Source organism: Auritidibacter ignavus, assembly GCF_003703835.1.
Taxonomy (GTDB): domain Bacteria; phylum Actinomycetota; class Actinomycetes; order Actinomycetales; family Micrococcaceae; genus Auritidibacter; species Auritidibacter ignavus.
In genome coordinates this window covers 1-21,716 of sequence record NZ_RDQR01000001.1, presented here as the reverse complement: position 1 = coordinate 21,716, position 21,716 = coordinate 1, and the positions used below count along the sequence as shown (strand labels likewise).

21 protein-coding genes and 1 tRNA gene are annotated in these 21,716 nt (G+C 60.5%); 18 read left to right on the top strand and 4 right to left on the bottom strand.

Annotation, left to right across the window (positions count from 1 at the left end):
- Positions 1-2: 2 nt before the first annotated feature.
- The 5 genes from DYI20_RS00110 to ndk all read left to right on the top strand — a co-directional run bounded on the left by DYI20_RS00110 (position 3) and on the right by ndk (position 7,181).
- A complete protein-coding gene (locus DYI20_RS00110) occupies positions 3-779 on the top strand; it encodes an SDR family oxidoreductase (protein WP_110100418.1) in 777 nt (258 codons plus the stop codon).
- Between the two features lie 339 nt (positions 780-1,118).
- Positions 1,119-4,544 carry an isoleucine--tRNA ligase gene (gene ileS, locus DYI20_RS00105; RefSeq protein ID WP_424923548.1) on the top strand — a complete coding sequence of 1,142 codons (3,426 nt, stop codon included), beginning with the start codon at positions 1,119-1,121 and terminating at the stop codon, positions 4,542-4,544.
- Positions 4,545-4,550: 6 nt separating this feature from the next.
- Entirely contained in the window at positions 4,551-6,131 is a 1,581-nt protein-coding gene (locus tag DYI20_RS00100; protein ID WP_244924633.1) for a bifunctional folylpolyglutamate synthase/dihydrofolate synthase, read from the top strand.
- The gene (locus tag DYI20_RS00095) at positions 6,124-6,651 is read left to right on the top strand and encodes a DUF4233 domain-containing protein (protein WP_110100387.1); all 528 of its coding nucleotides are present in this window, start codon (positions 6,124-6,126) and stop codon (positions 6,649-6,651) included. The genes DYI20_RS00100 and DYI20_RS00095 overlap by 8 nt, the downstream gene beginning before the upstream one ends.
- 95 nt (positions 6,652-6,746) lie before the next feature.
- Positions 6,747-7,181: a nucleoside-diphosphate kinase gene (ndk, locus tag DYI20_RS00090; RefSeq protein WP_110100388.1), complete on the top strand. Its 435-nt coding sequence runs from the start codon at positions 6,747-6,749 to the stop codon at positions 7,179-7,181.
- 18 nt (positions 7,182-7,199) lie between these two features.
- On the opposite strand, the gene DYI20_RS00085 is transcribed toward ndk, so the two are convergent.
- Both DYI20_RS00085 and DYI20_RS00080 read right to left on the bottom strand, forming a co-directional pair.
- Positions 7,200-7,928 (bottom strand): NUDIX hydrolase, encoded by a 729-nt coding sequence (locus DYI20_RS00085; protein WP_110100389.1) that lies wholly within the window; start codon positions 7,926-7,928, stop codon positions 7,200-7,202.
- Between the two features lie 30 nt (positions 7,929-7,958).
- Positions 7,959-8,633 carry a vitamin K epoxide reductase family protein gene (locus tag DYI20_RS00080; protein ID WP_110110055.1) on the bottom strand — a complete coding sequence of 225 codons (675 nt, stop codon included), beginning with the start codon at positions 8,631-8,633 and terminating at the stop codon, positions 7,959-7,961.
- Positions 8,634-9,164: 531 nt separating this feature from the next.
- Here DYI20_RS00080 and DYI20_RS00075 point away from each other — a divergent pair.
- The 13 genes from DYI20_RS00075 (at position 9,165) to DYI20_RS00015 (ending at position 21,229) form a co-directional block, all read left to right on the top strand.
- On the top strand, positions 9,165-11,837 hold the full coding sequence (locus tag DYI20_RS00075; protein ID WP_244924632.1) for an Rne/Rng family ribonuclease: 2,673 nt from the start codon (positions 9,165-9,167) through the stop codon (positions 11,835-11,837).
- Positions 11,838-12,073: 236 nt separating this feature from the next.
- Positions 12,074-12,382 carry a 50S ribosomal protein L21 gene (gene rplU / locus DYI20_RS00070; RefSeq protein ID WP_110099780.1) on the top strand — a complete coding sequence of 103 codons (309 nt, stop codon included), beginning with the start codon at positions 12,074-12,076 and terminating at the stop codon, positions 12,380-12,382.
- 34 nt (positions 12,383-12,416) lie between these two features.
- The gene (gene rpmA / locus DYI20_RS00065) at positions 12,417-12,677 is read left to right on the top strand and encodes a 50S ribosomal protein L27 (RefSeq protein WP_110099779.1); all 261 of its coding nucleotides are present in this window, start codon (positions 12,417-12,419) and stop codon (positions 12,675-12,677) included.
- Between the two features lie 144 nt (positions 12,678-12,821).
- On the top strand, positions 12,822-14,384 hold the full coding sequence (gene obgE, locus DYI20_RS00060) for a GTPase ObgE (RefSeq protein WP_110122970.1): 1,563 nt from the start codon (positions 12,822-12,824) through the stop codon (positions 14,382-14,384).
- Between the two features lie 55 nt (positions 14,385-14,439).
- The gene (gene proB, locus DYI20_RS00055) at positions 14,440-15,612 is read left to right on the top strand and encodes a glutamate 5-kinase (protein WP_110100973.1); all 1,173 of its coding nucleotides are present in this window, start codon (positions 14,440-14,442) and stop codon (positions 15,610-15,612) included.
- A 31-nt stretch (positions 15,613-15,643) separates the two neighbouring features.
- Positions 15,644-16,939 carry a glutamate-5-semialdehyde dehydrogenase gene (locus DYI20_RS00050; RefSeq protein WP_110099776.1) on the top strand — a complete coding sequence of 432 codons (1,296 nt, stop codon included), beginning with the start codon at positions 15,644-15,646 and terminating at the stop codon, positions 16,937-16,939.
- A 67-nt stretch (positions 16,940-17,006) separates the two neighbouring features.
- Entirely contained in the window at positions 17,007-17,228 is a 222-nt protein-coding gene (locus DYI20_RS00045; protein WP_110099775.1) for a hypothetical protein, read from the top strand.
- A gap of 114 nt (positions 17,229-17,342) precedes the next feature.
- Positions 17,343-18,035, top strand: coding sequence for a nicotinate-nucleotide adenylyltransferase (nadD, locus tag DYI20_RS00040; RefSeq protein WP_110099810.1), 693 nt, complete (start codon positions 17,343-17,345; stop codon positions 18,033-18,035).
- Complete coding sequence (locus DYI20_RS00035) at positions 18,032-19,372, top strand: hypothetical protein (RefSeq protein WP_122548663.1); 1,341 nt, start codon at positions 18,032-18,034, stop codon at positions 19,370-19,372. Before nadD ends, DYI20_RS00035 begins: the two co-directional genes overlap by 4 nt.
- A gap of 32 nt (positions 19,373-19,404) precedes the next feature.
- Positions 19,405-19,794 (top strand): ribosome silencing factor, encoded by a 390-nt coding sequence (rsfS, locus tag DYI20_RS00030; protein ID WP_122548662.1) that lies wholly within the window; start codon positions 19,405-19,407, stop codon positions 19,792-19,794.
- Between the two features lie 20 nt (positions 19,795-19,814).
- Complete coding sequence (locus tag DYI20_RS00025) at positions 19,815-20,462, top strand: histidine phosphatase family protein (protein ID WP_166769825.1); 648 nt, start codon at positions 19,815-19,817, stop codon at positions 20,460-20,462.
- Positions 20,463-20,538: 76 nt separating this feature from the next.
- Positions 20,539-20,611 (top strand) — tRNA-Ala (locus DYI20_RS00020).
- Between the two features lie 258 nt (positions 20,612-20,869).
- Positions 20,870-21,229: a hypothetical protein gene (locus DYI20_RS00015; RefSeq protein WP_183145563.1), complete on the top strand. Its 360-nt coding sequence runs from the start codon at positions 20,870-20,872 to the stop codon at positions 21,227-21,229.
- 4 nt (positions 21,230-21,233) lie between these two features.
- On the opposite strand, the gene DYI20_RS00010 is transcribed toward DYI20_RS00015, so the two are convergent.
- On the bottom strand, positions 21,234-21,416 hold the full coding sequence (locus DYI20_RS00010) for a hypothetical protein (protein WP_122548660.1): 183 nt from the start codon (positions 21,414-21,416) through the stop codon (positions 21,234-21,236).
- Between the two features lie 46 nt (positions 21,417-21,462).
- The coding region (locus tag DYI20_RS12235; RefSeq protein WP_483398292.1) for an IS110 family transposase at positions 21,463-21,716 on the bottom strand (254 nt) is incomplete at its 5' end.

Genomic DNA, 21,716 nt, shown 5'->3' with positions numbered 1-21,716 from the left:
AGATGACGGATTTTCACGCAACCCGTTCGGCCGTGGTCACCGGAGCCTCCTCCGGTATCGGCCACGCCACCGCGCTTCAGCTCTCCGACCAAGGCTGGAAGGTATTCGCCGGAGCACGTCGCCTCGACCGGCTTGAAGAGCTGGCGGCACAAGTCGCCCAACCCACCGGGGAAATTATTCCCCTAGAACTAGACGTCACCGACCAAGACTCGGTGGACCGCTTCGTTGTGGCCGTGACCGAAGCCGGAGGAGTCGACACGGTGATCAACATCGCCGGCGGGGCGCACGGCACCGACCCCATTGGCCAGAGCAAAGACGAGGACTGGGACTGGATGTTGCAGACCAACGTCATGGGGGCGTTGCGCGTGATCCGGGGCTTCCTTCCGATGCTCCGAGAATCCGGTGCCGGCACCGTGCTGAATCTGACCTCCACAGCCGGCATCGTCGCCTATGAGGGCGGGGCCGGTTACAACGCTGCCAAATTCGGCGAACACGCGCTCACCGCCGCACTACGGCTTGAGGAAGCCGAACATAATCTACGGGTGGTTGAAGTGCTCCCCGGCCTGGTCAAGACCGATGAGTTCGCTCTCAACCGCATGGGCGGAGATGCCGACGCCGCCGCAAAAGTCTATGAAGGTGTCGCCGAGCCGCTCACCGCAGAAGATGTCGCTGAGGTGTGCGTGTACGCCGTCACCTTGCCACACCACATCAACCTCGACCAGATCGTGATGCGACCGGTTAAACAAGCCGCCCAACACAAGCTGATTCGAGACGCCTGAGCGACCTCGGGTTAATTCGATTTTGCCCAGCACGTGGTTTAGGATGAACCCAGAATAACCGCATACTTCACCAGCGATGACCCGGCAATCACCGGCGAGCTTCCGGAAGAACAGTCCTCGTGTCACTGGCATCAACATTGAGGCGAGTACCTAGTAGAACCGGACGGGTCAGCCCGTTACAGCGTTGCGATGAGCGATCTGAGCTTCAACTCAGATAAGCAGGGTGGTACCGCGTACACCGCTGTGGCTAGCCAGGGTGCGCCACAGGTTGTGCGTCCTTGCACACCAGAGATTCACACCGACCCGTGATTGATCGTCAGCAAGGAAGGTAACTCCACCGTGTACCCTCAGGCCAGCTCCGATTCTGAGTCCGTGCGCAACGGCTCCACTCCGTCATCGCCGAATATGCCCGCCATTGAGGAGGCCATTCTGGCGTACTGGGAATCCGATGGCACCTTCCAAGCCTCCATTGACCAACGTCCGGCCATCGCTGAGGACGGAACCAATAATGAGTTCGTTTTCTACGACGGGCCACCCTTCGCCAACGGCCTGCCTCACTACGGCCACCTGCTCACCGGGTACGTCAAAGACCTTGTGGCCCGTTACCAAACCCAGCAGGGTAAGCGCGTCGAGCGTCGGTTCGGCTGGGATACCCATGGCTTGCCCGCCGAGCTGGAAGCCATGAAGCAGCTGGGCATGACCGATAAGGCCGAAATTGAGGCCATGGGTATCGATAAGTTCAACGACGCCTGCCGGTCTTCGGTGCTCAAATACACCGAAGAGTGGAAAAACTACGTCAATCGGCAGGGGCGCTGGGTCGATTTCGATAACGACTACAAGACACTGTATCCCTCCTACATGGAATCGGTGCTGTGGGCGTTCAAAGACCTGTCCGAGAAAGGGCTCACCTACCGTGGCTTCCGCGTTCTGCCCTACTGCTGGAAAGATGAAACTCCGCTGTCCAACCACGAGTTGCGTATGGACGATGACGTCTACCAGCAACGTCAAGATCCCTCAGTGACGGTAACCTTCCGACTCACCGGCGGGATCGACGATCACCTGCTGGATGCCTCGTACATCGCCAGCTCACAAACCGCCCAGGACCTGGCCGGGGTGCGCGTGTTGGCCTGGACGACCACGCCGTGGACGCTACCCACCAATGGGTCGCTGGCGGTGGGACCGGAGGTCTCCTACGTGGTGCTACCCCGTGGCCCAAAGGCCACCACGGTGGACTCGCTGGACGGTGAACGTTTCCTGCTGGCCACAGAACGGCTGGCCGCCTATGCCACCGATCTAGGCTATGAGTCCGTGGAAGCTGCCACCGAAGCGATCACCGCCACCTATGCCGGAACGGACCTGGGCGGATTGACCTACCAGCCGATTTTCACCTACTTCTCCGAAGACGAGAAGTGGGGCAACCAGCACGCCTTCCGCGTGCTGGTTGCTGACTACGTCTCCACCGATGACGGTACCGGTGTGGTCCACCAGTCATCTGCCTATGGTGAAGACGACCAGATGATCAATGAAGCCCACGACATCCCCGTGGTGCTCTCCGTCGATGAGGGCGCGAAATTCCTGCCACTGTTCGGCGATGAGTCCCTGGGCGAGGGCAAGCTCAAAGACATTGCTGGGTTGCAGGTGTTTGAGGCCAACCGTCCGATTATTCGCTCGTTGCGCGCTGCCGGCGAGCTGGTGAAAGAAGCCTCTTATGAACACTCCTACCCGCACTGCTGGCGGTGCCGGACTCCGCTGATCTACCGGGCGATCACCTCCTGGTACGTGAAAGTTACCGAGTTCAAAGACTCGATGCTGGAACTGAACCAGCAGATCAACTGGATTCCCGATAACGTCAAGGACGGCCAGTTTGGTAAATGGCTGGAAAACGCCCGCGACTGGTCGATTTCGCGCAACCGGTACTGGGGCTCCCCGATCCCGGTGTGGGAATCCGATGACCCCAACTACCCGCGCCAAGAAATCTACGGTTCCCTAGCTGAACTCGAAGAAGCCTTCGGCGAACTACCCCGCAATGCCCACGGCGAGGTGGATCTGCACCGGCCCTGGATTGATCAGCTGGTCCGCCCCAACCCGGATGACCCTACCGGCACGTCGATGATGCGTCGAGTGCCCGATGTGCTCGATGTGTGGTTCGACTCCGGGTCGATGCCCTATGCCCAGGTGCATTATCCCATGGAGCACAAGGACTGGTTCGACACCCACAACCCAGCCGACTTCATCGTGGAATACATCGGCCAGACCCGTGGCTGGTTCTACACCATGCACGTGCTAGCCACCGCCCTGTTCCACCGCCCGGCGTTCAAAAACGTGATCTCCCACGGTATTGTGCTGGGCTCGGACGGGCAGAAGATGTCCAAGTCGCTACGCAACTACCCGGACGTCTCCGAGGTGCTGGACCGGGACGGCTCGGATGCGATGCGCTGGTTCCTGATGGCCTCGCCCATTCTGCGCGGTGGCACCCTGATCGTCAGCGAAGACGGCATTCGCGAAGCCGCCCGACAGGTGCTCCTTCCGGCCTGGAACGTGTGGCACTTCTTCACGCTCTACGCCAATTCTGCCACCGCCGGTGGCACCCGACCGCAGGGATATCGGGCCCAGTACCGTTATGAGGCCACCGACCCGCTGGACCGCTACATTCTGGCCACCACCGGCACCATGATCACCCAGGTCAAAGAGTACATGGACCACTACCTCGTGCCCCAGGCGACCGAGGAACTGCGCCGGTACATGGACACCATGACCAACTGGTATATTCGTCGCTCTCGGCAGCGGTTCTTCGATGAGAATGAACAATCCCTGGACGTGTTGTTCACGTGCCTGGAAGCCTTCTGCCGGGTGGCAGCACCGTTGTTGCCGATGGTGACCGAGGAAATCTGGCGGGGCCTGACCGGGGGACGTTCGGTGCACTTGACCGACTACCCGGACGCCAGCCTGTTCCCGCAAGGCGAGGATGCCGAGGCCGTCCAGCACAGCATGAACCTGGCCCGGGAGATTTCCTCGGCCGGTTCTGCGCTGCGTAAGGGTGCGGGCCGGCGCGTCCGCTTGCCGCTGCGCAAGCTCTCGGTGGTCATTGAAAATGCCGGACGCGTTGATCAGACCGTCTCCGAGATCATCTCCGATGAGCTCAACATCAACACCATCGACGTCAAAGACACCAGTGAAGCCTCAGCCACCGATTTCGGCATCACCCAGCAACTTGTCGTCAACGCCCGGGCCGCCGGTCCGCGCTTAGGCAAGCAGGTCCAACAGGTCATCAAAGCCTCCAAGTCTGGGGATTGGTCGGTCGCCGACGGCGTGGTCACCGCCGGCGGTGTCGAGCTGGTCGAGGGCGAATACGAGCTCGCGACCACCGTGGATCAGTCCGAAGGGTCCGACGAGACTGCGGTGGCGGTGATCTCCGACGGGTTCCTGGTGTTGGACACCAGTGTCGATGACGAGTTGGCCGCCGAAGGCTCGGCCCGCGACGTGATCCGCGCGGTCCAGGCAGCACGTCGTGAAGCCGGTCTGGACGTCTCCGACCGGATTCGGACCGAGATCACCGGGCCCACCGGACTGATCACAGCCATTGACGCCCACCGGGAGCTGATCAGCCAAGAGACGCTGACCACGCAGCTGGAGCTTGTGGCGGATGAAAACCGGGACGACCCGCGTGGTTCGATGGCCGATGACGCCTCCAAGCTGGTCAGTGTTAGCGTAGAGGTGGTTTCGTCGGCTTCCACCGATTCCCTCGCATCAATCCAGAAAGCGTAGTGCCTCGTGTCAGAGCTGTCACCAGATCCCCAGACCGGGCCCCAGAGCCTGGAGGAGCTCTATGGCGATCTGCTCGCCCGCGCCCCAGAAAACAAGATGGAGCCACGGATGGAGCCGATGTATCGTGCCATGGATTTGCTTGGGGATCCCCAACACTGCGCACCGGTCATTCATCTGACCGGTACCAATGGCAAAACCTCCACCGCTGGCATGATCGAGACCATGCTCAACAGCTACGGGCTCTCCACCGGGCGCTATACCTCACCGCACCTGGTGAAATTCACCGAACGGATGACGTTGAACTCCGAGCCGGTCGATGATGAGACCGTGCTGCGGGTGTGGTCGGAGATCTTGCCGGTCGTGCGCCTGGTGGATCAGGAGCTGCTGGTTGAGGACGAGACGCCACTGACCTATTTTGAAGCCATGACCGTGCTGGCGTTCGCGGTTTTCGCTGACGCGCCGGTCGACGTGATGGTGCTTGAGGTGGGACTCGGTGGGATCACCGATGCCACCAACGTTGCCGATGCCCAAGTTTCCGTGGTCACTCCCATTTCCCTGGATCACACCGACCTGCTGGGCGAGACCGTCGAAGAGATTGCCGAGGAGAAGGCCGGGATTATCAAACCCGACGGGTACGTCGTCTCCGCTGCGCAGGAACCGGCGGCTGCCCAGGTGCTCCTGGATAAGGCGCGCGAGGTTGGTGCCAGCTTCGCGTTTGAAAACCTGGAATTTGGGGTCACCGACCGCCGGGTGGCGGTCGGCGGGCAGCAAGTCTCGGTGCAGGGACTCAGCGGTACATACCCCGAGCTGTTCCTGCCACTCCACGGCCCCCATCAGGCAGAAAATCTCGCGGTAGCCATCGTAGCGATGGAAGCCTTCCTCGGCCACGGCGGTCACACCTTGAACCAGGAGCTACTGCAACAGGGGCTACTGCAGGTCACCAGCCCGGGACGGCTGGAAGTGCTTCGTACCAACCCAACCTTGGTGATTGACGCGGCGCATAACCCAGCCGGTATGGAAGCCACCGCCGTCAGTGTCACAGAGGCCTTCAACTTCACCAAGCTGGCGCTGGTCGTTGGCATTCTGGAAGAAAAGGATGCCCGCGGCGTGTTAGCCAGTCTCTATGACGCTTTTGGGGACACGGTCGAGCACGTGGCCCTGACAGCCTCTGCCTCACCACGCGCCATTGATCCCGACACTCTGGTGGAATACGCCCTGGATGCCGGATGGGATGCCGACACGCTACATCCCGAACCGGCCCCGACCGATGCGATTCGATGGGCCGTCGAAGCCGTGGTGGACGAGGATGAAGAACTGCACGAATCCGGCACCGCCAACATTACTGATGGCACCGGTGGCCCCGGTGTATTGGTCACCGGGTCAATCACTTTGGTAGGCCAAGTCCGTGGCCTGCTCGGCCCCGGGCAGACCGAGACCACCGATACCGCAGCCGCCCACGCGGCGGCAGCAGCCGCGGTGGTCGAAGATCACGACGACCTGGCAGCCTTCTTCGCCACCGAGGAAGACGACACGGATGACGACGTGGACCGTGGTGGCCACGGTCAGCAGGGTGATACCGATGACTGATCAACACCAACCATCAGAACCGCCCACCGGAACCACCGGCCGAGAGTCCTGGCGGCCCCAGCGCGAAACACAACGCCAAAAAGACTGGCGCCCGGGCCAACCACAGAAACGCCGTTCCCTGCGGGTGATGTTCTGCGCTTCGCTACTGGGCCTGGAATCCCTGGTACTGGTTTTCTACGGCATGACCGTGTTGAACCTCAACCGCGAGGAACCCTGGGCGGTCCCGGTCTTCTGGGCCTCGATCGCCCTGGCTGTACTGGCACTGGTCACCACGAGACTGCTCACTAAGCCCCTGGGATACTGGATCGGGTGGGGGATCCAAGTGCTGTTTGTACTGGGGGGATTTCTCGAATACTTTGCCTTGATCTTGGGAGCCGGATTCCTGGCTGCCTGGTGGTGGGCCGTGGTCCGGGGAGGGCAGATGGATGAAGAGAACATCGTCCGCGACCGACAGCAACGCGCATGGGAGATTGCCCACGGGTACCGTTGTGCTACCGACCATCCCGACACAAAGAGCTAACCGGCCCACCAGACCGCTTCGGTATACTCTCAGCTAGATACCGTCACCGGTCACCGACCCACAACAGCAAGACGACAGAAAGAGGTGCAGTCCCGATGGCCACCCCAGAACGTTCGCTGATTCTGATTAAGCCAGATGGAGTCAAACGAGGCTTGGTCGGTGAGATCCTGACCCGCATCGAGCACAAGGGTTACCGTATCGTCGAATTGGAAATGATGACCGCCAACCCGGAGATGTTGGCCGATCACTACGAAGAGCACCAGGGCAAAGAATTCTTCCCCGCCCTGGTCGAGTTCATGTCCTCCGGTCCGCTGGTGGCCGCCATCGTGGAAGGCGATCGCGTGATCGAAGGCATCCGCGCGCTGACCGGCAAGACCGACCCCACTGTGGCACTGCCGGGCACCATTCGCGGAGACTTCGGTCGTGATTGGGGCCCTGGTGTGCAACAGAACCTCATCCACGCCTCGGATTCAACCCTGTCGGCCGAGCGCGAGATGGAGATCTGGTTCGGCTGGAACCGCGCTGACTAATCGTCGCCGCAACGGCGGTTAGTGGTTTGTCTCAGCGGTGAAGTGCGAGTCATCGGAGTCGAGGGTGACTCCGCGCAGTCCAGACAGCGGGGTCACCACCGGCTGATGCCCGGCCACAATCTCCGGAATCGTTTTCAGCGCGTGGACAGTTTTAACCAGATACAGTGTTGGACGCATCAGCGCGATCTGCTCAGCGGCAAAAGCCTGGAGCAGATCGGTGGTGCTCAACCACCGCGCCTCGGTAGCTTCGGTGGTGACATTACGGACCTGATGTTGTTGCTCATCAGTGACTGCGGCGACATAGAAATACGTATCAAAGCGTTTGGGTGCCCCCAACGGAGTGGTGATATTCGCCCACGGCACCAGCTGCTCACCACTGAGTCGTACCGCCGTTTCTTCCCACACCTCACGCACCGCGGTGGCTGCCATCGCCGCCACGCCGGGAGTCGCGTCATCCAAGACCAGCCTGGTCCGCGACCAAATCTGGGCATGCTCAGCGATCGCTTCGGGACTCAATAAACCGTCACCGGCTTGGTGATCGCCCGGTTCGCTCCGACCACCGGGAAACACCGCAACACCGGCGGCGAAATCCATGGTCTTGGCACGAAATTGCACGAAAACCTCAACTCCGACGCCTTGGTCACGCAATAGCACCACCGAAGCGGCTGGGCGCACCGGAACGTGGTGGGCCGGATGATCTGGATTGTTCCGGGCCTCGGGGACATAGTGATAGGGACTGTCTGCCATGCCCCTAGCTTAGACAATAAGTGATAGGGATCACGAGAATAATGACTCGCCGAAGCGAATCAGGATGGACCCGGCAATCACCGCGTAGAGCAAGACCACCATCGGCCACGTCATGGCCAGCAGGTAGGTGCGGGCCGTAGCCGAGGTTGGAATCACTCCCGTCGCAATATTGCGAGCGGTCACCAGCACTGCCAGAGGAATCACGGCCGCCCAAATCACCATGCAGTATAAACACAGAACATTGATGTCATAGACGGCTTGGGTCCACAGCCACAGGCAGAACACCAGGGCTAAGACGACGCCGATATTAATGCAGATCCAATAGGTGCGCGTGAACTGCATGCCCATCACCAACACCGTGGCCAGGGTGATGACAATGGTGAAGCCCACCAGGCCGATGAAATGATTCGGGAACCCGAAAAGTTGGGCCTGCCACGACTGCATCACGGTGCCACACGAGACCCAGGGGCTTAAATCGCAACTGGTGACATATTCCGGGTCCTTCCAGATCTGGACCCGCTCATACATCAGGATGGCGGCCGCGCCCATCGCGATCAGCCCGGTAATGAGCATCACCAGGCCTGACCCGACGCGGGTGGCAAACCAGGGTAGATCCTCGGCACGGGTGTCAGGGTCGGGATCGAGGCGGTCGTCGAGGGTCACCGCGGTCTGGTCTGCGGTGTGATGGGAGATATCATGGGGCATGCCAGGGACTCCTTGGATCGGAAGATCACCGGCGGCATCGCATCAGAGCGGGCACGCGCGGTCACTATGTAGTCTATGCTCTCAGCCAGCACGACCAGGAAATGTCCCCGTGCTGGGTGAATCTGTGCCACAATGGGAGACGACACGGAAGATGTCCACACCATCTCACCGCTGTCCTGTGGCGATAGTTTGCGCGACCACCGATGATGAACCGCAACCGCGTTGAGTGTACGTGAGGAAACGAGCTCAATCGTGCGAAGTGGATCGGTCCCGGGTGACGTTCCCGACCGGCATCCCGCGGAGACCGTCGGAGATGAGAACAGACTGAGCTAGCACGAGATCGGTCGCCGCCCAGACGCCACAGGTTCCGTGCCTCACCGTGGCACCTCACCCGGTGGAGCCGGTTCAGACCAAGCTTTTTGTGTGCCATCCACGGCGCACCCCGGACGATCGGGGGAAACGCGCCCGTCACGGCACCCGAACCGCCTCGCGGTCAGTGTGTGGCTGATGCCGAGGAATGAAGGAGCTGCAGTGGCAGCTGACAACGAACCACAAGTGAACACCGAGAATCAGACGGAGGGCAACGAGGGAACCGACAACCAGGTGGCGTCGTTGCAGGTTCCCGACGACCCGATGGATGTGCTCTTTCACGCCCCTGATCTCTCCGATATTACGACTCGTACCCGCCGGACGGATGACTCTGAGGACGACGGGGGCCATGCAGAGTCCTCTGATTCTGAGCGATCCGGACACGGTAAGGACTCTCACGGAGAAAAATCCGGTCGCTCACGCCGTAAGCGCCGCGGTCGTCGTCGCAATAACGCTGAGCAGCAATCGTCATCTCAGGGTGATGATGGTTCGAATCGCGGACAGGGTGACCGCTCGGGTGCTGAAGATGGTTCGGAGAAGACCGGCCCATCGGGTCCAGCAGACCAGGGCGATGATCAGCCGGTAGCCCGCCGCCGTCGGAAGCGTCGTCGGGGTACCACCGACCTGGAAGTTGACGGTGGCACCGGTGATGACCCGGAGAACACCGTCACCAAAGTGCGTGCACCGCGTCCGGCCGGGGGATCGGGGACCGGCTCGGACCAGGTCACCTCGGTGCGTGGCTCCACCCGCCTGGAAGCAAAGCGTCAGCGTCGCCGGCAGGCCCGGGGACGTCGCCGTCGTGGCAATGTGTTGACCGAAGCTGAGTTTTTGGCCCGTCGGGAGTCCGTGGAGCGGACGATGATGGTGCGCCAGCGGGAGCACCGGATCCAAATTGCCGTGCTGGAAGACGGTGTGCTGGCTGAACACTTCGTATCCAACACCACCCAAGACTCGTTGATCGGCAATATCTATCTGGGCAAGGTCCAGAACGTGTTGCCCTCGATGGAAGCGGCCTTTATTGATATCGGGCGTGGTCGCAATGCGGTGCTGTATGCCGGTGAAGTCAACTGGGATATGGCACAGTTGGAGGGCAAGCCCAAGAAGATCGAGAATGCGCTGAAGTCTGGTGACTCGGTGCTCGTGCAGGTCACCAAGGACCCGGTGGGCCATAAGGGCGCCCGACTGACCTCCCAGATTTCGTTGCCCGGTCGCTATTTGGTCTACGTTCCGGGTGGGTCGATGACCGGTATTTCCCGTAAGCTCCCCGATACGGAACGTTCCCGGCTAAAGAAGATCCTGAAAGATCACATGCCGGACAACGCCGGGGTGATTGTCCGCACGGCCGCCGAGGGCACCTCGGAACAGGAATTGATGAACGACATCAACCGGTTGCGGGCGCAGTGGGAAGAGATTGAATCCGCCTCCACTTCCACGAAGGTGCTGGCCCCCGAGCAGTTGCATGCTGAACCGGACCTGACGATCAAAGTGGTCCGTGACGTGTTCAATGAGGACTTTACCGCCATGGTGGTTCAGGGTGATGAGGTCTGGGACAACGTGGAAGCCTACGTGACCTATGTGGCACCGCACCTGGTGGATCGGCTCAGCAAGTGGGACCCGGACGACCACGACGGTGAGGACCTGTTCGCCTCACACCGTCTGGATGAACAGCTCCACAAGGCCTTGGATCGTAAAGTCAATTTGCCGTCGGGCGGTTCCCTGATCTTTGACCGCACCGAAGCGATGACTGTCGTCGACGTCAATACCGGGAAATTCACCGGTTCTGGCGGCAACCTGGAAGAAACGGTGACCAAGAACAATCTAGAAGCGGCCGAAGAGATTGTGCGCCAGCTTCGGTTGCGCGATATCGGTGGCATTATTGTCATCGACTTCATCGACATGGTCTTGGAATCCAACCGAGACTTGGTGTTGCGTCGTTTGGTGGAGTGCCTGGGCCGTGACCGGACCCGGCACCAAGTCGCTGAAGTGACGTCGCTGGGCCTGGTCCAGATGACACGGAAGCGGATGGGGACTGGACTGGTTGAAGTCTTTTCCGAAACCTGTGAGGCCTGCGCCGGTCGTGGCATTATCGTCCACGACGAACCGGTGGAGAAATCGGTGTCCTACGACTCCCACGGGCAACCTCGCAAACACCGCAACCATTCTTCCTCGGCGTCGAATTCGCGGTCGCGACGCAAGAACCGCAAGAACGACAAGAACCGTTCGGACCATCACCACCACAGCTCCTCACACGAGCACGACACCTCGAACCAGGAGCAACACCATCGTGAAGAACAGGCCGAGCGGGATGCGAAAGCCGAGCAGACTCGCAATGCGATGAACTCCATTGCCGCAGCCAGCAATGGGTCCTCGCAACAGAAGGGCTCCAACGACCAACAGGATGAAGGCCACTGCAGCGAGGGCGAGCAGGATTCCTCTCGAGGTCGCCGTGGGCGAAAGCCTCGTCGGGCAGACTCGGACGGTGCTGTCCAGTCGCAACAGTCCATTTTGGACGACATCAATTCCGCACTGGATGATGTGCAGCGCGCCCACGAGTCCCAGGAGAGCCAGCACGCTTCGACTCCCTCCGGCTCAGTGACAACAACCGACACGGCTCAGCGCGCGAAACCACGCCGGCGGCGGGCGACCTCGGATGTGGGGGCAGAAACTGTCCAGACCGCCCCGGTAGAGTCCACCCCAGATTCCGGCGCGCAGTTCACCGCCCGGTCAACGACCTCCAGTACCAAGGCCCCGAAGGAATCGACCGAGACCAAAGAGGCTGCTGCGGTGATGCTGGGTGTTGGCGTGAGTGCAGAGGATATTTCCTCACCGCAATAACGGTCAGCAGACGCGAAAATGTGGCGCATCTTTCCCGGTGTGTCATTTGAAATTCACGTAACAGACAAGGTAAGGTATAGCTTTGGTGCTGTGAAGTTACGCGTTAAGTGTGCGTAAAACATGCCGGTCCACCCACCGAGTCGAGGCTGAGAAGGTCAAAATACCTCCGTGTGGCGTATCGGGCCTCAGCCACAGCAAAAGAACAATTTTCTAACGTCGAGAGAAGTGAGTCCCAAGTGGTGTACGCGATTGTCCGCGCTGGTGGCCGCCAGGAAAAGGTTTCCGTTGGAGACCTCGTTACCCTTGACCGCGTTCCCGCTGAGGCCGGTAGCTCCATCGAGTTGCCCGCACTGATGGTGGTGGATGGGGACAAGGTCACCTCGGAGAAGAAGGAACTAGACAACGTTAAGGTGTCTGCCGAAGTTCTGGAACACCTCCGTGGTAAGAAGGTCGTCATCCAGAAATTCAAGAATAAGACCGGCTATAAGAAGCGTCAGGGTCACCGTCAGAACCAGACTAAGGTCAAGATCACCTCTATCGCCTAGGTCGATCGAGACGTCAAAGAAAAGGATTTAGCAGATGTCAACGAAAAAAGGTGCAAGCTCGACCAAAAACGGTCGTGACTCCAACCCGCAGTACCTCGGAATCAAGCGTTTCGGTGGACAGGCAGTCTCCGCTGGTGAGATTCTCGTTCGCCAGCGCGGCACCCAGTACCACCCCGGCAACAACGTCGGCCTGGGCAAAGACCACACTCTGTTCGCTCTGGCATCCGGCTCCGTCGAGTTCGGTCAGCGCCGTGGTCGCCGCGTGATCAACGTGGTACCGGCAACGACAGAATAGCCGTTGCGCACCGTGAGAGCATAGCTGTCACTATAGACCAACGCTCCAGCGGGGGCGGGCCTGCCTGGGTCCGCCCCCGCTTGCGCTATCTAAACCCCCGAACCGCCACCGACTGAGACCACCTGACTCGTGAGGGAGAAACCAATGCCACAGTTCGTTGATCATGTCACCTTGCACGCCACCGGTGGCAACGGTGGCCACGGGGAAACCTCGGTGCGCCGGGAGAAATACAAACCACTTGGCGGACCCGACGGAGGCAACGGCGGTAGCGGTGGAGACGTGGTGGTCGTGGCCGACTCCCAAGAAACCACATTGCTTGACTATCACCACGGTCCCCACCGCTCAGCCACCAACGGCGAGCCCGGTAAGGGAGGGAATAAAGATGGTCGAGACGGTGAATCACTGTATCTACCGGTCCCAGTTGGCACGGTGATTAAAGACCAAGAAGGCAACGTGTTGGCAGATCTCGTGCATCCCGGCATGGAATACGTCGTGGCCGCCGGTGGCACCGGGGGGCTGGGCAATGCGGCGTTAGCGTCACCAAAACGTAAAGCACCCGGATTCTCATTGCTCGGTATTCCAGGCGAAGAACGTAGTGTTGTGCTGGAGCTGAAATCCGTGGCCGATATTGCCCTGGTCGGTTTCCCCTCGGCAGGGAAATCCTCTCTGATCGCTGCGCTGTCGGCTGCACGACCGAAAATCGCCGATTATCCTTTCACCACACTGGTTCCTAACCTGGGAGTGGTTCAAGCCGGTGAAACCCGGTTCACCGTCGCCGATGTGCCCGGTCTGATCCCCGGTGCCAGTCAGGGTAAGGGCTTAGGGCTAGAATTTTTGCGTCACGTCGAACGTTGCGCGGCGTTGGTCCATGTGCTGGATTGCGCGAGCTTGGAATCTGACCGCGACCCGATTTCGGACTTCGAAGCCCTGGAACACGAACTGGCCGCATATTCGGTCAAACCAGTCCAGGGTAGCAGTGGCGAGCAAATGAAACCGCTGAACGAACGTCCGCAGTTGGTCGCGCTGAATAAGACGGATCTTCCCGACGGCCAGGAGATGGCTGAGATGGTTCGAGATAACCTGGAAAGTCGCGGACTGCGGGTCTTTGACATCTCAGCGATTGCCCACCAAGGCCTGGACGCCTTGAAATTCGCCATGGCTGAGTTAGTCAACCAAGCCCGGGCCGTTGCCCCCGAACCCGAGCCTGCTCCCGTTGTGCAGATCACGCCCCGGCGCCGTCGGGGTGATCGTACCCAAGACTTTACGATTACCGCCGAGGAACGGAGCGCGAAACCACTGTTCCGTATCCGCGGGGACAAGCCGGAACGCTGGGTGGCTCAAACCAACTTCGCCAACGATGAGGCCGTGGGTTATCTGGCCGACCGCTTAGAGCGAATCGGTATTGAAGAAGAACTGTTCAAAGCCGGCGCAGTGCCTGGGGCTACTGTGGTGATCGGTGATGACGACACCGGAGTCGTCTTCGACTGGGAGCCGACGATTTCGACCGGGTCGGAACACCTCACCGGTCCACGGGGTTCCGACTACCGCATGGACGAGCGACACCGTCCGACCCGTGAAGAAAAACGTCAGGACTGGGCAGAACGCAAAGCGGCCCGGGCCGCCACCCAGGCCGAAATGGAACAGGAACGTCGCTGCGGTCTGTGGACCGACTGGCATCATACCGACGAAGACGACGACCAGTTCTGATCCGGTCCTTGCCCCGCACAGATCACATCCATCCAGCACCGAAGGCGATACCCGCGTGAGTACCCGAACCCCTGTCTCGCACAACCCGGTCACTGACCGTTCGACCATTTCCCAGGCGCGTCGGATCGTGATCAAAATTGGGTCGTCATCGTTGACCACTCCCTCCGGTGTGTCGCTGGAGGCTATAGACCGGCTCACCGCGTTGATCGCCTCCCTGCGGAAGGCTGGCACCCAGGTGGTGCTGGTCTCCTCTGGCGCGATCGCTGCCGGGTTACCGGTTTTGGACTTCGATAAACGACCCAAGGATCTGGCAACGCTACAGGCCACTGCCGCGGTGGGGCAGAGCCAGCTGATGGCCTACTATGCGCAGTCCTGCCACCGCCACGGATATACCGTTGCCCAGGTGTTACTGACCGCCGATGAATTGATGCGCCGCACCCAGTACAACAATGCTTTCCGTTCGCTTCAACGGCTTTTGCATCTGGGCGTGATCCCGGTGGTTAACGAAAACGACGCGGTGGCCACCCAAGAAATTCGGTTTGGCGATAACGACCGCCTGGCTGCACTGGTCGCCAATGTGGTCAAAGCCGACCTGCTGGTGCTCCTGACCGACGTGGACGCCCTCTACGACGGACCACCCACCCGACCCGGCAGCACCCGCATCGCCCGTGTCCGCTCTGCCGAGGACCTCCACGACGTCACGATTGGCACCACCGGCACTGCCGGTGTGGGCACCGGAGGGATGGTGACCAAAGTCGAAGCCGCCTCGATCGCCACTGGGTCCGGGATTCCAGCACTGCTGACCGCGGCGTCACTGGCAGCCCCGGCACTGGACGGCGAGGATGTGGGCACCTGGTTTGATGTGCGCGGTGAACGCAAAACCGCTCGCTCGGCCTGGTTGGGGTTGATGGCCGAGACTCGAGGATCAATTCTCATCGACGACGGGGCGGTCATTGCGGTCACCCAGCGGCATCGCTCCTTGCTCCCTGCCGGAGTGGTCGACGTCCGCGGAGAATTTGAGCCTGGAGACGCGGTCGAAATCTGCGATGTGCACGGCACCATCGTTGCCCGAGGCTTGATCAATTATTCCTCCCATGAGCTACCCGAGATGTTGGGCAAGTCCACCGCGGAGCTACGGGAGGCACTCGGGCCTGAATACGATCGGGCAGTGGTCCACACCGACGATACCGTCACCCGCGATTCCTTCGGTCTCACTATCCGCCCGTGAGATGTATCCCATCGACGCTAGACTGGCCTGTATGACCACACAGCAGGACTCCACGGTACGCGCGGCAGTTTGGGAGATGACTCAGCGGGCCCGTCGCGCCCAGCAGACATTGGCCTCGGCATCACGAGCTCGCAAAGATCGTACCCTGCAGGCACTCGGTGAGGCAATCTGGGACCAACGTCGCTACATTTTGGACCACAATCAAGCCGATCTGAGCGCCGGAGCCGACAACGGTCTTTCGGTGGCGCTACTCGACCGGCTCACGCTCACCGAACAGCGTATGGCCGGACTGCGCTCCGCGCTCAACGAGCTGGCCACGTTACCCGACCCCGTCGGTGAGGTGGTCCGCGGACGTAACCTTCCCAACGGGATCCGGATGCAACAAGTCCGGGTGCCCATCGGCGTGGTCGGCGCCATCTATGAGGCCCGGCCGAACGTCACTGTCGATATTTCCGGTATTGGGCTCAAAGCCGGTAGCGCGGTGCTACTACGGGGTGGATCGGCGGCTGAACACACCAACCGGGCTACCATCGCCATCTTGCGCTCTGCCCTGGCTGATCAAGGCTTTGACCCCGATGTCATTCAATCCGTGGACGAGCACGGTCGCGCTGGGGCGAGGGCCATGATGGAATTGCGCGGGGGAGTCGATCTGCTGATCCCGCGCGGGGGAGCGGGGCTGATTCGCTCGGTGGTGGACAACGCCCGGGTCCCGGTCATTGAGACCGGGGCGGGTAACGTGCACGTTTATGTGGATGCTAGTGCTGACCCACAGATGGCCGCCGACATCGTGCTGAATTCGAAAACCCACCGCACCTCCGTGTGCAATGCGGCCGAAACCCTGCTGATCCACCGCGAGGCGGTCCAGGCCGGCCGTGAGGCGCTGCGCGCCCTGGCCCAAGCCGGGGTGCGTTTGCACCTGGACGATGCAGCTCGGCAACTCATTGCCGCCACCGACTCACCGAGCGCCGGGATGTTGCTGGAGGTCACCGAACAGGACTGGGATACCGAATACCTTGACATGGAGATGGCGGTGGGCGTCGTCGATGATCTTCAGACCGCCATGGAGCACATCCAAGCTCACACGACCGGCCACACCGAAGTGATTATCACCAACGACCTCTCCCATGCCGACACGTTCATCGCTGGCATTGATGCTGCCGTGGTCATGGTCAACGCCTCCTCACGGTTCACCGATGGTGGGCAATTTGGGCTGGGCGCAGAAATTGGAATCTCCACCCAAAAGACCCACGCCCGCGGGCCCATGGGGCTGGAAGAGCTGACCAGTACCAAGTGGATTCTGCGCGGTCAAGGACAAATCAGAACGTAGTGGAAACAATGTGAGTAGACTAGGTGATGATTTTGCACACCGCTGAGCGATAAGAAAGAGAACGCCCATGCTCTCACATCTCACCACCCTTGGCTCCGGTCCGGAGATTGTCAACGAATTACCGGTTGAACCCTGGGCTTACGGGGTTGCAGTCTTCGTGATCCTGATGTGCTTGCTGTTTGCCACCATGTCCCTACGCTCCGTTCGGCGTCGTCACCAGGCCCCGGGCAGCGAGGTCGTCACCCGCGATCGCGCACACCAGCGTTTCGACGAGCAGTCTGGACACTAAAGACCGTTCTGGAAACCTCTCCGTCGCCATCCCGGTCTCGGACCCACGATCGTTGCAGGGTGGGACCGGGATGTGAAAGTAGTTTAAGTCGTGACTCACTCTGATCAGTCCCAGATGGCAGGTAACGGTGCCCAGCGCCGGCCCCGTCTGGGCATTATGGGCGGTACCTTCGACCCCATCCACCACGGCCACTTGGTCGCAGCCTCGGAAGTTGCCTCCGAATTCGAGTTGGACGAGGTCGTCTTCGTGCCGACCGGACGTCCCTGGCAGAAGGCCGATAAAGACGTCACCGCCGCCGAACACCGGTATCTCATGACCGTTATTGCTACCGCGGCCAACCCGCGGTTCTCCGTCTCACGGGTGGATATTGACCGTCCCGGGCCGACCTACACCGCCGATACCCTCGATGACCTCCACGCCTTGCGGCCCGATGCCGAGCTCTATTTCATCACCGGTGCGGATGCGATGGAAAGCATCATGTCCTGGAAAAACGTGGAGAATTTGTGGGGTAAAGCGCATTTTGTCGGTGTCTCCCGGCCCGGTCATGCCCTCGATGACTTTGGGCGCGATGACATTTCGCTGATGTCCATTCCGGCCATGGCTATTTCCTCCACGGACTGTCGGGCCCGGGTCAGAGCCGGCAAGCCGGTGTGGTACCTGGTTCCAGACGGAGTCGTACAATATATCGCCAAGTACGGTTTATACCTGAGCGAAGACACCGAAGAGGCCGCTACAGACCCGCTTCGCCCAGCGGTCGTCAGACACATGGACCCGACCAACGCGACTGATCAGGAGGTGATCTCGTGAGCAACGAGTCATCACGCCCGCTGTCCCGTCGTGAGCTACGTCGTCGCCGTGAACGGGCCATCTTCGAGGGCACTGCGGTTGAGCAGACCGGACGAAGCGAACAAAACAACCAGCCCCGTCGCGCGCGTCGGGCTGCGGATTCACCCACGGATGCTCCGTCGATGGTCTCTGGTCGGGTTCCTCGGATCCAGCAGGAATATCGATCCGCAGGACACCGCGTCGCCGATACTCAGCGCGGAAGTGTTCCGGGCCATCCCGGACAACACGCTGATCCGCAAGCGGTACCCGATGCGCCGAGGCACACCACCGTTCCACAGCACCACCGAACCGCAGCGCACTCAGCGCGGTCAGCTCCTGTTGATCAGGTCACCGAGAGTTTCCGGCGAACTGACGTGACGGGACAACCCGAGCCAGTTCGTCGTGCGCCCAGTGCCGAACGCACCCCGCCGGCGACTCCCCGGCGTCACCGTCGTGCCGATGCAGACGCCACCGCCACCGGTGGTATCCCGGTCATCTCTCAGCAACCTCAGCCAAGCCCCGCACCATCGCAGGACACCACCCCACGGTCCCGACGACAGGCGCGAGCAGAGCGTGTCCAAGCCTACGCCGAGGCAGAGTCTTCGAATATTTTCAGTCCCGACGCTGACGATGTGGCCGCCCAACAGCGCCCGCAACAGCATCCGCGCCGGGCTGAGGCACCACAAACCGTGGAAGACCACCCGGCAGCACCTCAAGAAGTGCAGTCGTTTCACGAGTATTCCTCCACTGCCACCACCGAGATCACCGGAATTGGGTTGACCCAACCGATCGAGGATGAGCGTGCCGAACTTCAGCGCGAAATTCAGCATGTCTCTGAGGAGATCGCCCGGATCGGTGAAACGAACCCCAACCGGATTGATCCGCGCCTGTTACAACGGCAACAAGATCTGGCCAAACGAATGGGCGAGATTAATCAGCGCGCCCAGAGTCAGGTGATCTCCGATGAAGAGTGGACGTCACATACCGGGTTGCCAGCTGTCACCGAGGACACCGCACCGCCGAAAATAAACGATCAGCTCCAGGCCAAGGCCACAGCAACCCAATCGGTGGTGGAACCTGCCACTCAGGACCGTCCAGCACCCCGTTCCCGTACCACCGCCACGTCGGCGAGCGAACCGGTGTCAGCGCCGGCGAAAGTCAAGAAGAACCCCGTCGGTGCTGGCTCTGCCCACGGGCTGGACCCCCTGGATACCCGCGATTCCGCTGCTGCTGAGCGGAGAATGATGATGTGGTCTACCGTGGTATTAATAATCGGTGTGGCCACCTTGATTATCGGCCTGGTTCTGCTGTTTTTCTAAGTGATGACGATCTCAACCTGCTAAGGAGCTTAGTGAGCGTTCCCGAGACCACCCTGACAGCACTCAACGTTGCCGCCCAGGCGGCCGATAGCAAACAGGGGGAGCATATCTCCGCTGTTGATGTGGCCACGCGCCTGGGAATTACTGATGCCTTCTTATTCGTCAGTGCCAGCTCAGAACGCCAGGTAAAAGCACTCACCGAAGAGATTGAAGATGCCCTGCGGCAGCAGGAAGATCTGAAACCAATCCGGCGTGAAGGCACCGAAGAAGCCCGCTGGATACTGCTGGACTATGGCCATTTTGTCGTTCACATCCAACACCGTGAAGAACGTGAACTGTTTGCCCTAGACCGCTTATGGGCAGAAGCACCTCAGATCGAGCTAGATGTGGCACGCCCCGAACAGGACAACGAGCTGGACTAGACCGGAGAAGAGCACGTCCCATGACATTCCGCATTGTTTTGCTACGACATGGTCAAACGGAATGGAATGCTCGTGAACGATATCAAGGGCAAACCGACGTGCCTCTCAATGAGACCGGAGTCGTCCAGGCAAAAGAAGCAGCCGAACGCTGGCTCGGGACCGATTTCCTGGCCGTGCGGAGTTCTCCACTCATGCGGGCGCGGACCACGGCGGAGTATGTGTTGCAGGCTCGTGGAGTACGTCGTCCAGTCTCGCAGATTGTCACCGTGGACGCGCGTCTGGCCGAAACGGCCGGGGGACAGTGGGAATCACTCTACTTCTCCGAGATTGCTACCCAGTGGCCAGAAGAATTTGCTCAATGGCGCAGGCCCGATATCAATTGCGGGCCGGTCCAGGGCGAAACACCCAAAGAATCCGGCACTCGCAGCGCCCAAGCAATCCGGGAAACGCTGAGTGGGGTCTTACCGAAGCTGGGCCATAATGGAGCATCGGCTACTGTGCTGTTTGTCGCGCACGGCAACACCTTACGGGCCGCGACTCATGTACTGTTGGGACAACCCGATTCTCACTACGGTAGCATCCCCCGGCTCGACAACTGTCGAGCCCACATCTTGACCTATACACCCGGGGCGTCCCGAGAATTTCAGCTCATCGATGCGAACGTTTAACCGCCGATTTGCACAATTAAAAGATGCGGTTGTATAGTAGAGAAGTTGCTTCCGAGAGGTTGCAACTACTCACTACGGGGGTATGGCGCAGCTGGTAGCGCGTCTCCATGGCATGGAGAAGGTCAGGGGTTCGAGTCCCCTTACCTCCACGTAAGATGAGAATATCGAAACTCGCCCCGCCTGATGGCGGGGCCGTTTTGTTTCTGCGGCGACGTGGGCCGGGACGTCGATGGTGATACGGGTGAACGACGCGCGGTTGAAGATGCGTCGTTCGGCTGATTCGCACTTGCTGTAGAGGTCACCGAGGTCGAGCAGGAGGTCGGTGAAATGGCCGAGTGTGATCGCGTGTCGGTGTAGTGGGTTGGGATCAGCTCGAGGCGTTAAGTTGTGCGTTTGTCGGAGACGTCGTGGCGGTCCTTCCGGGCCTGCGTGGCCTGGGTTTAGCTGAGGGAGTTGTGCTGGTAGGCGTGTTCCATCTGAGCTTCGGCGCGTGCGACGAGGATCGCGGAGCCGTGGAACTACTCGTAGTGGTCCCCGGCTCTGTCGCGCCGACGATCAACCATGAGCTTGGCTGCGCAGGTGTAGAACAGGGTGCCTTTGCGGTAGTGGTGATACTTCTGGGATTGTTCGCCACGGGTGTTGTTGGCGTCGAGGTTGGCGTGGACACGCACCGAGGTCGTGGCGTCGACGAGGGGCTGGTGGGTGCCGTCGTAGGTGACGCTACGGAAGGTGACGCTGCCCTGGCAGGAGTGGTTGGTCTTGTGTAGCCCGTTAGTGGTGACTGTTTTGGCGGGCTGTGAGTTCTTTGGCCAGGTGCGACGGGGACCAGTCGGCTACGGTGCGGGCGGTGAGGTAGCCCAGGGGTGCTTTGGTGGGGGTGCCGCCGATAGTGGTCCTCCGGGTCATGTCGCGGGGGATTTCTTGGGCTAGGTTCAGCGAGTAGAACTCGGCCATAGAGGCCAGGAAGCATCCCTGAGGGGGGTGTCCCCTGTGCTTTAAGTCAAGCTGCTTGGGGAACTTTGTTTGGGGTAGCGTGATAGAAGTTGCCATCTCGGACCAAGGCGAACATGACGTTGAGGCGGTGGCGTGTCAGACAGATCACCGCGGCGTTATGTTTCTTATCTTCAGCGCGTTTCTTGTTGTAGTGGGCTTTCGATACCGGGTCGTGGCAGGAGGCCATCCATGCGGATCGGAATAAGGCGTTGTTGAGTTGTTTATTGCTAGAGCGGGCCGGGGACTCACCTCGGATCGAGG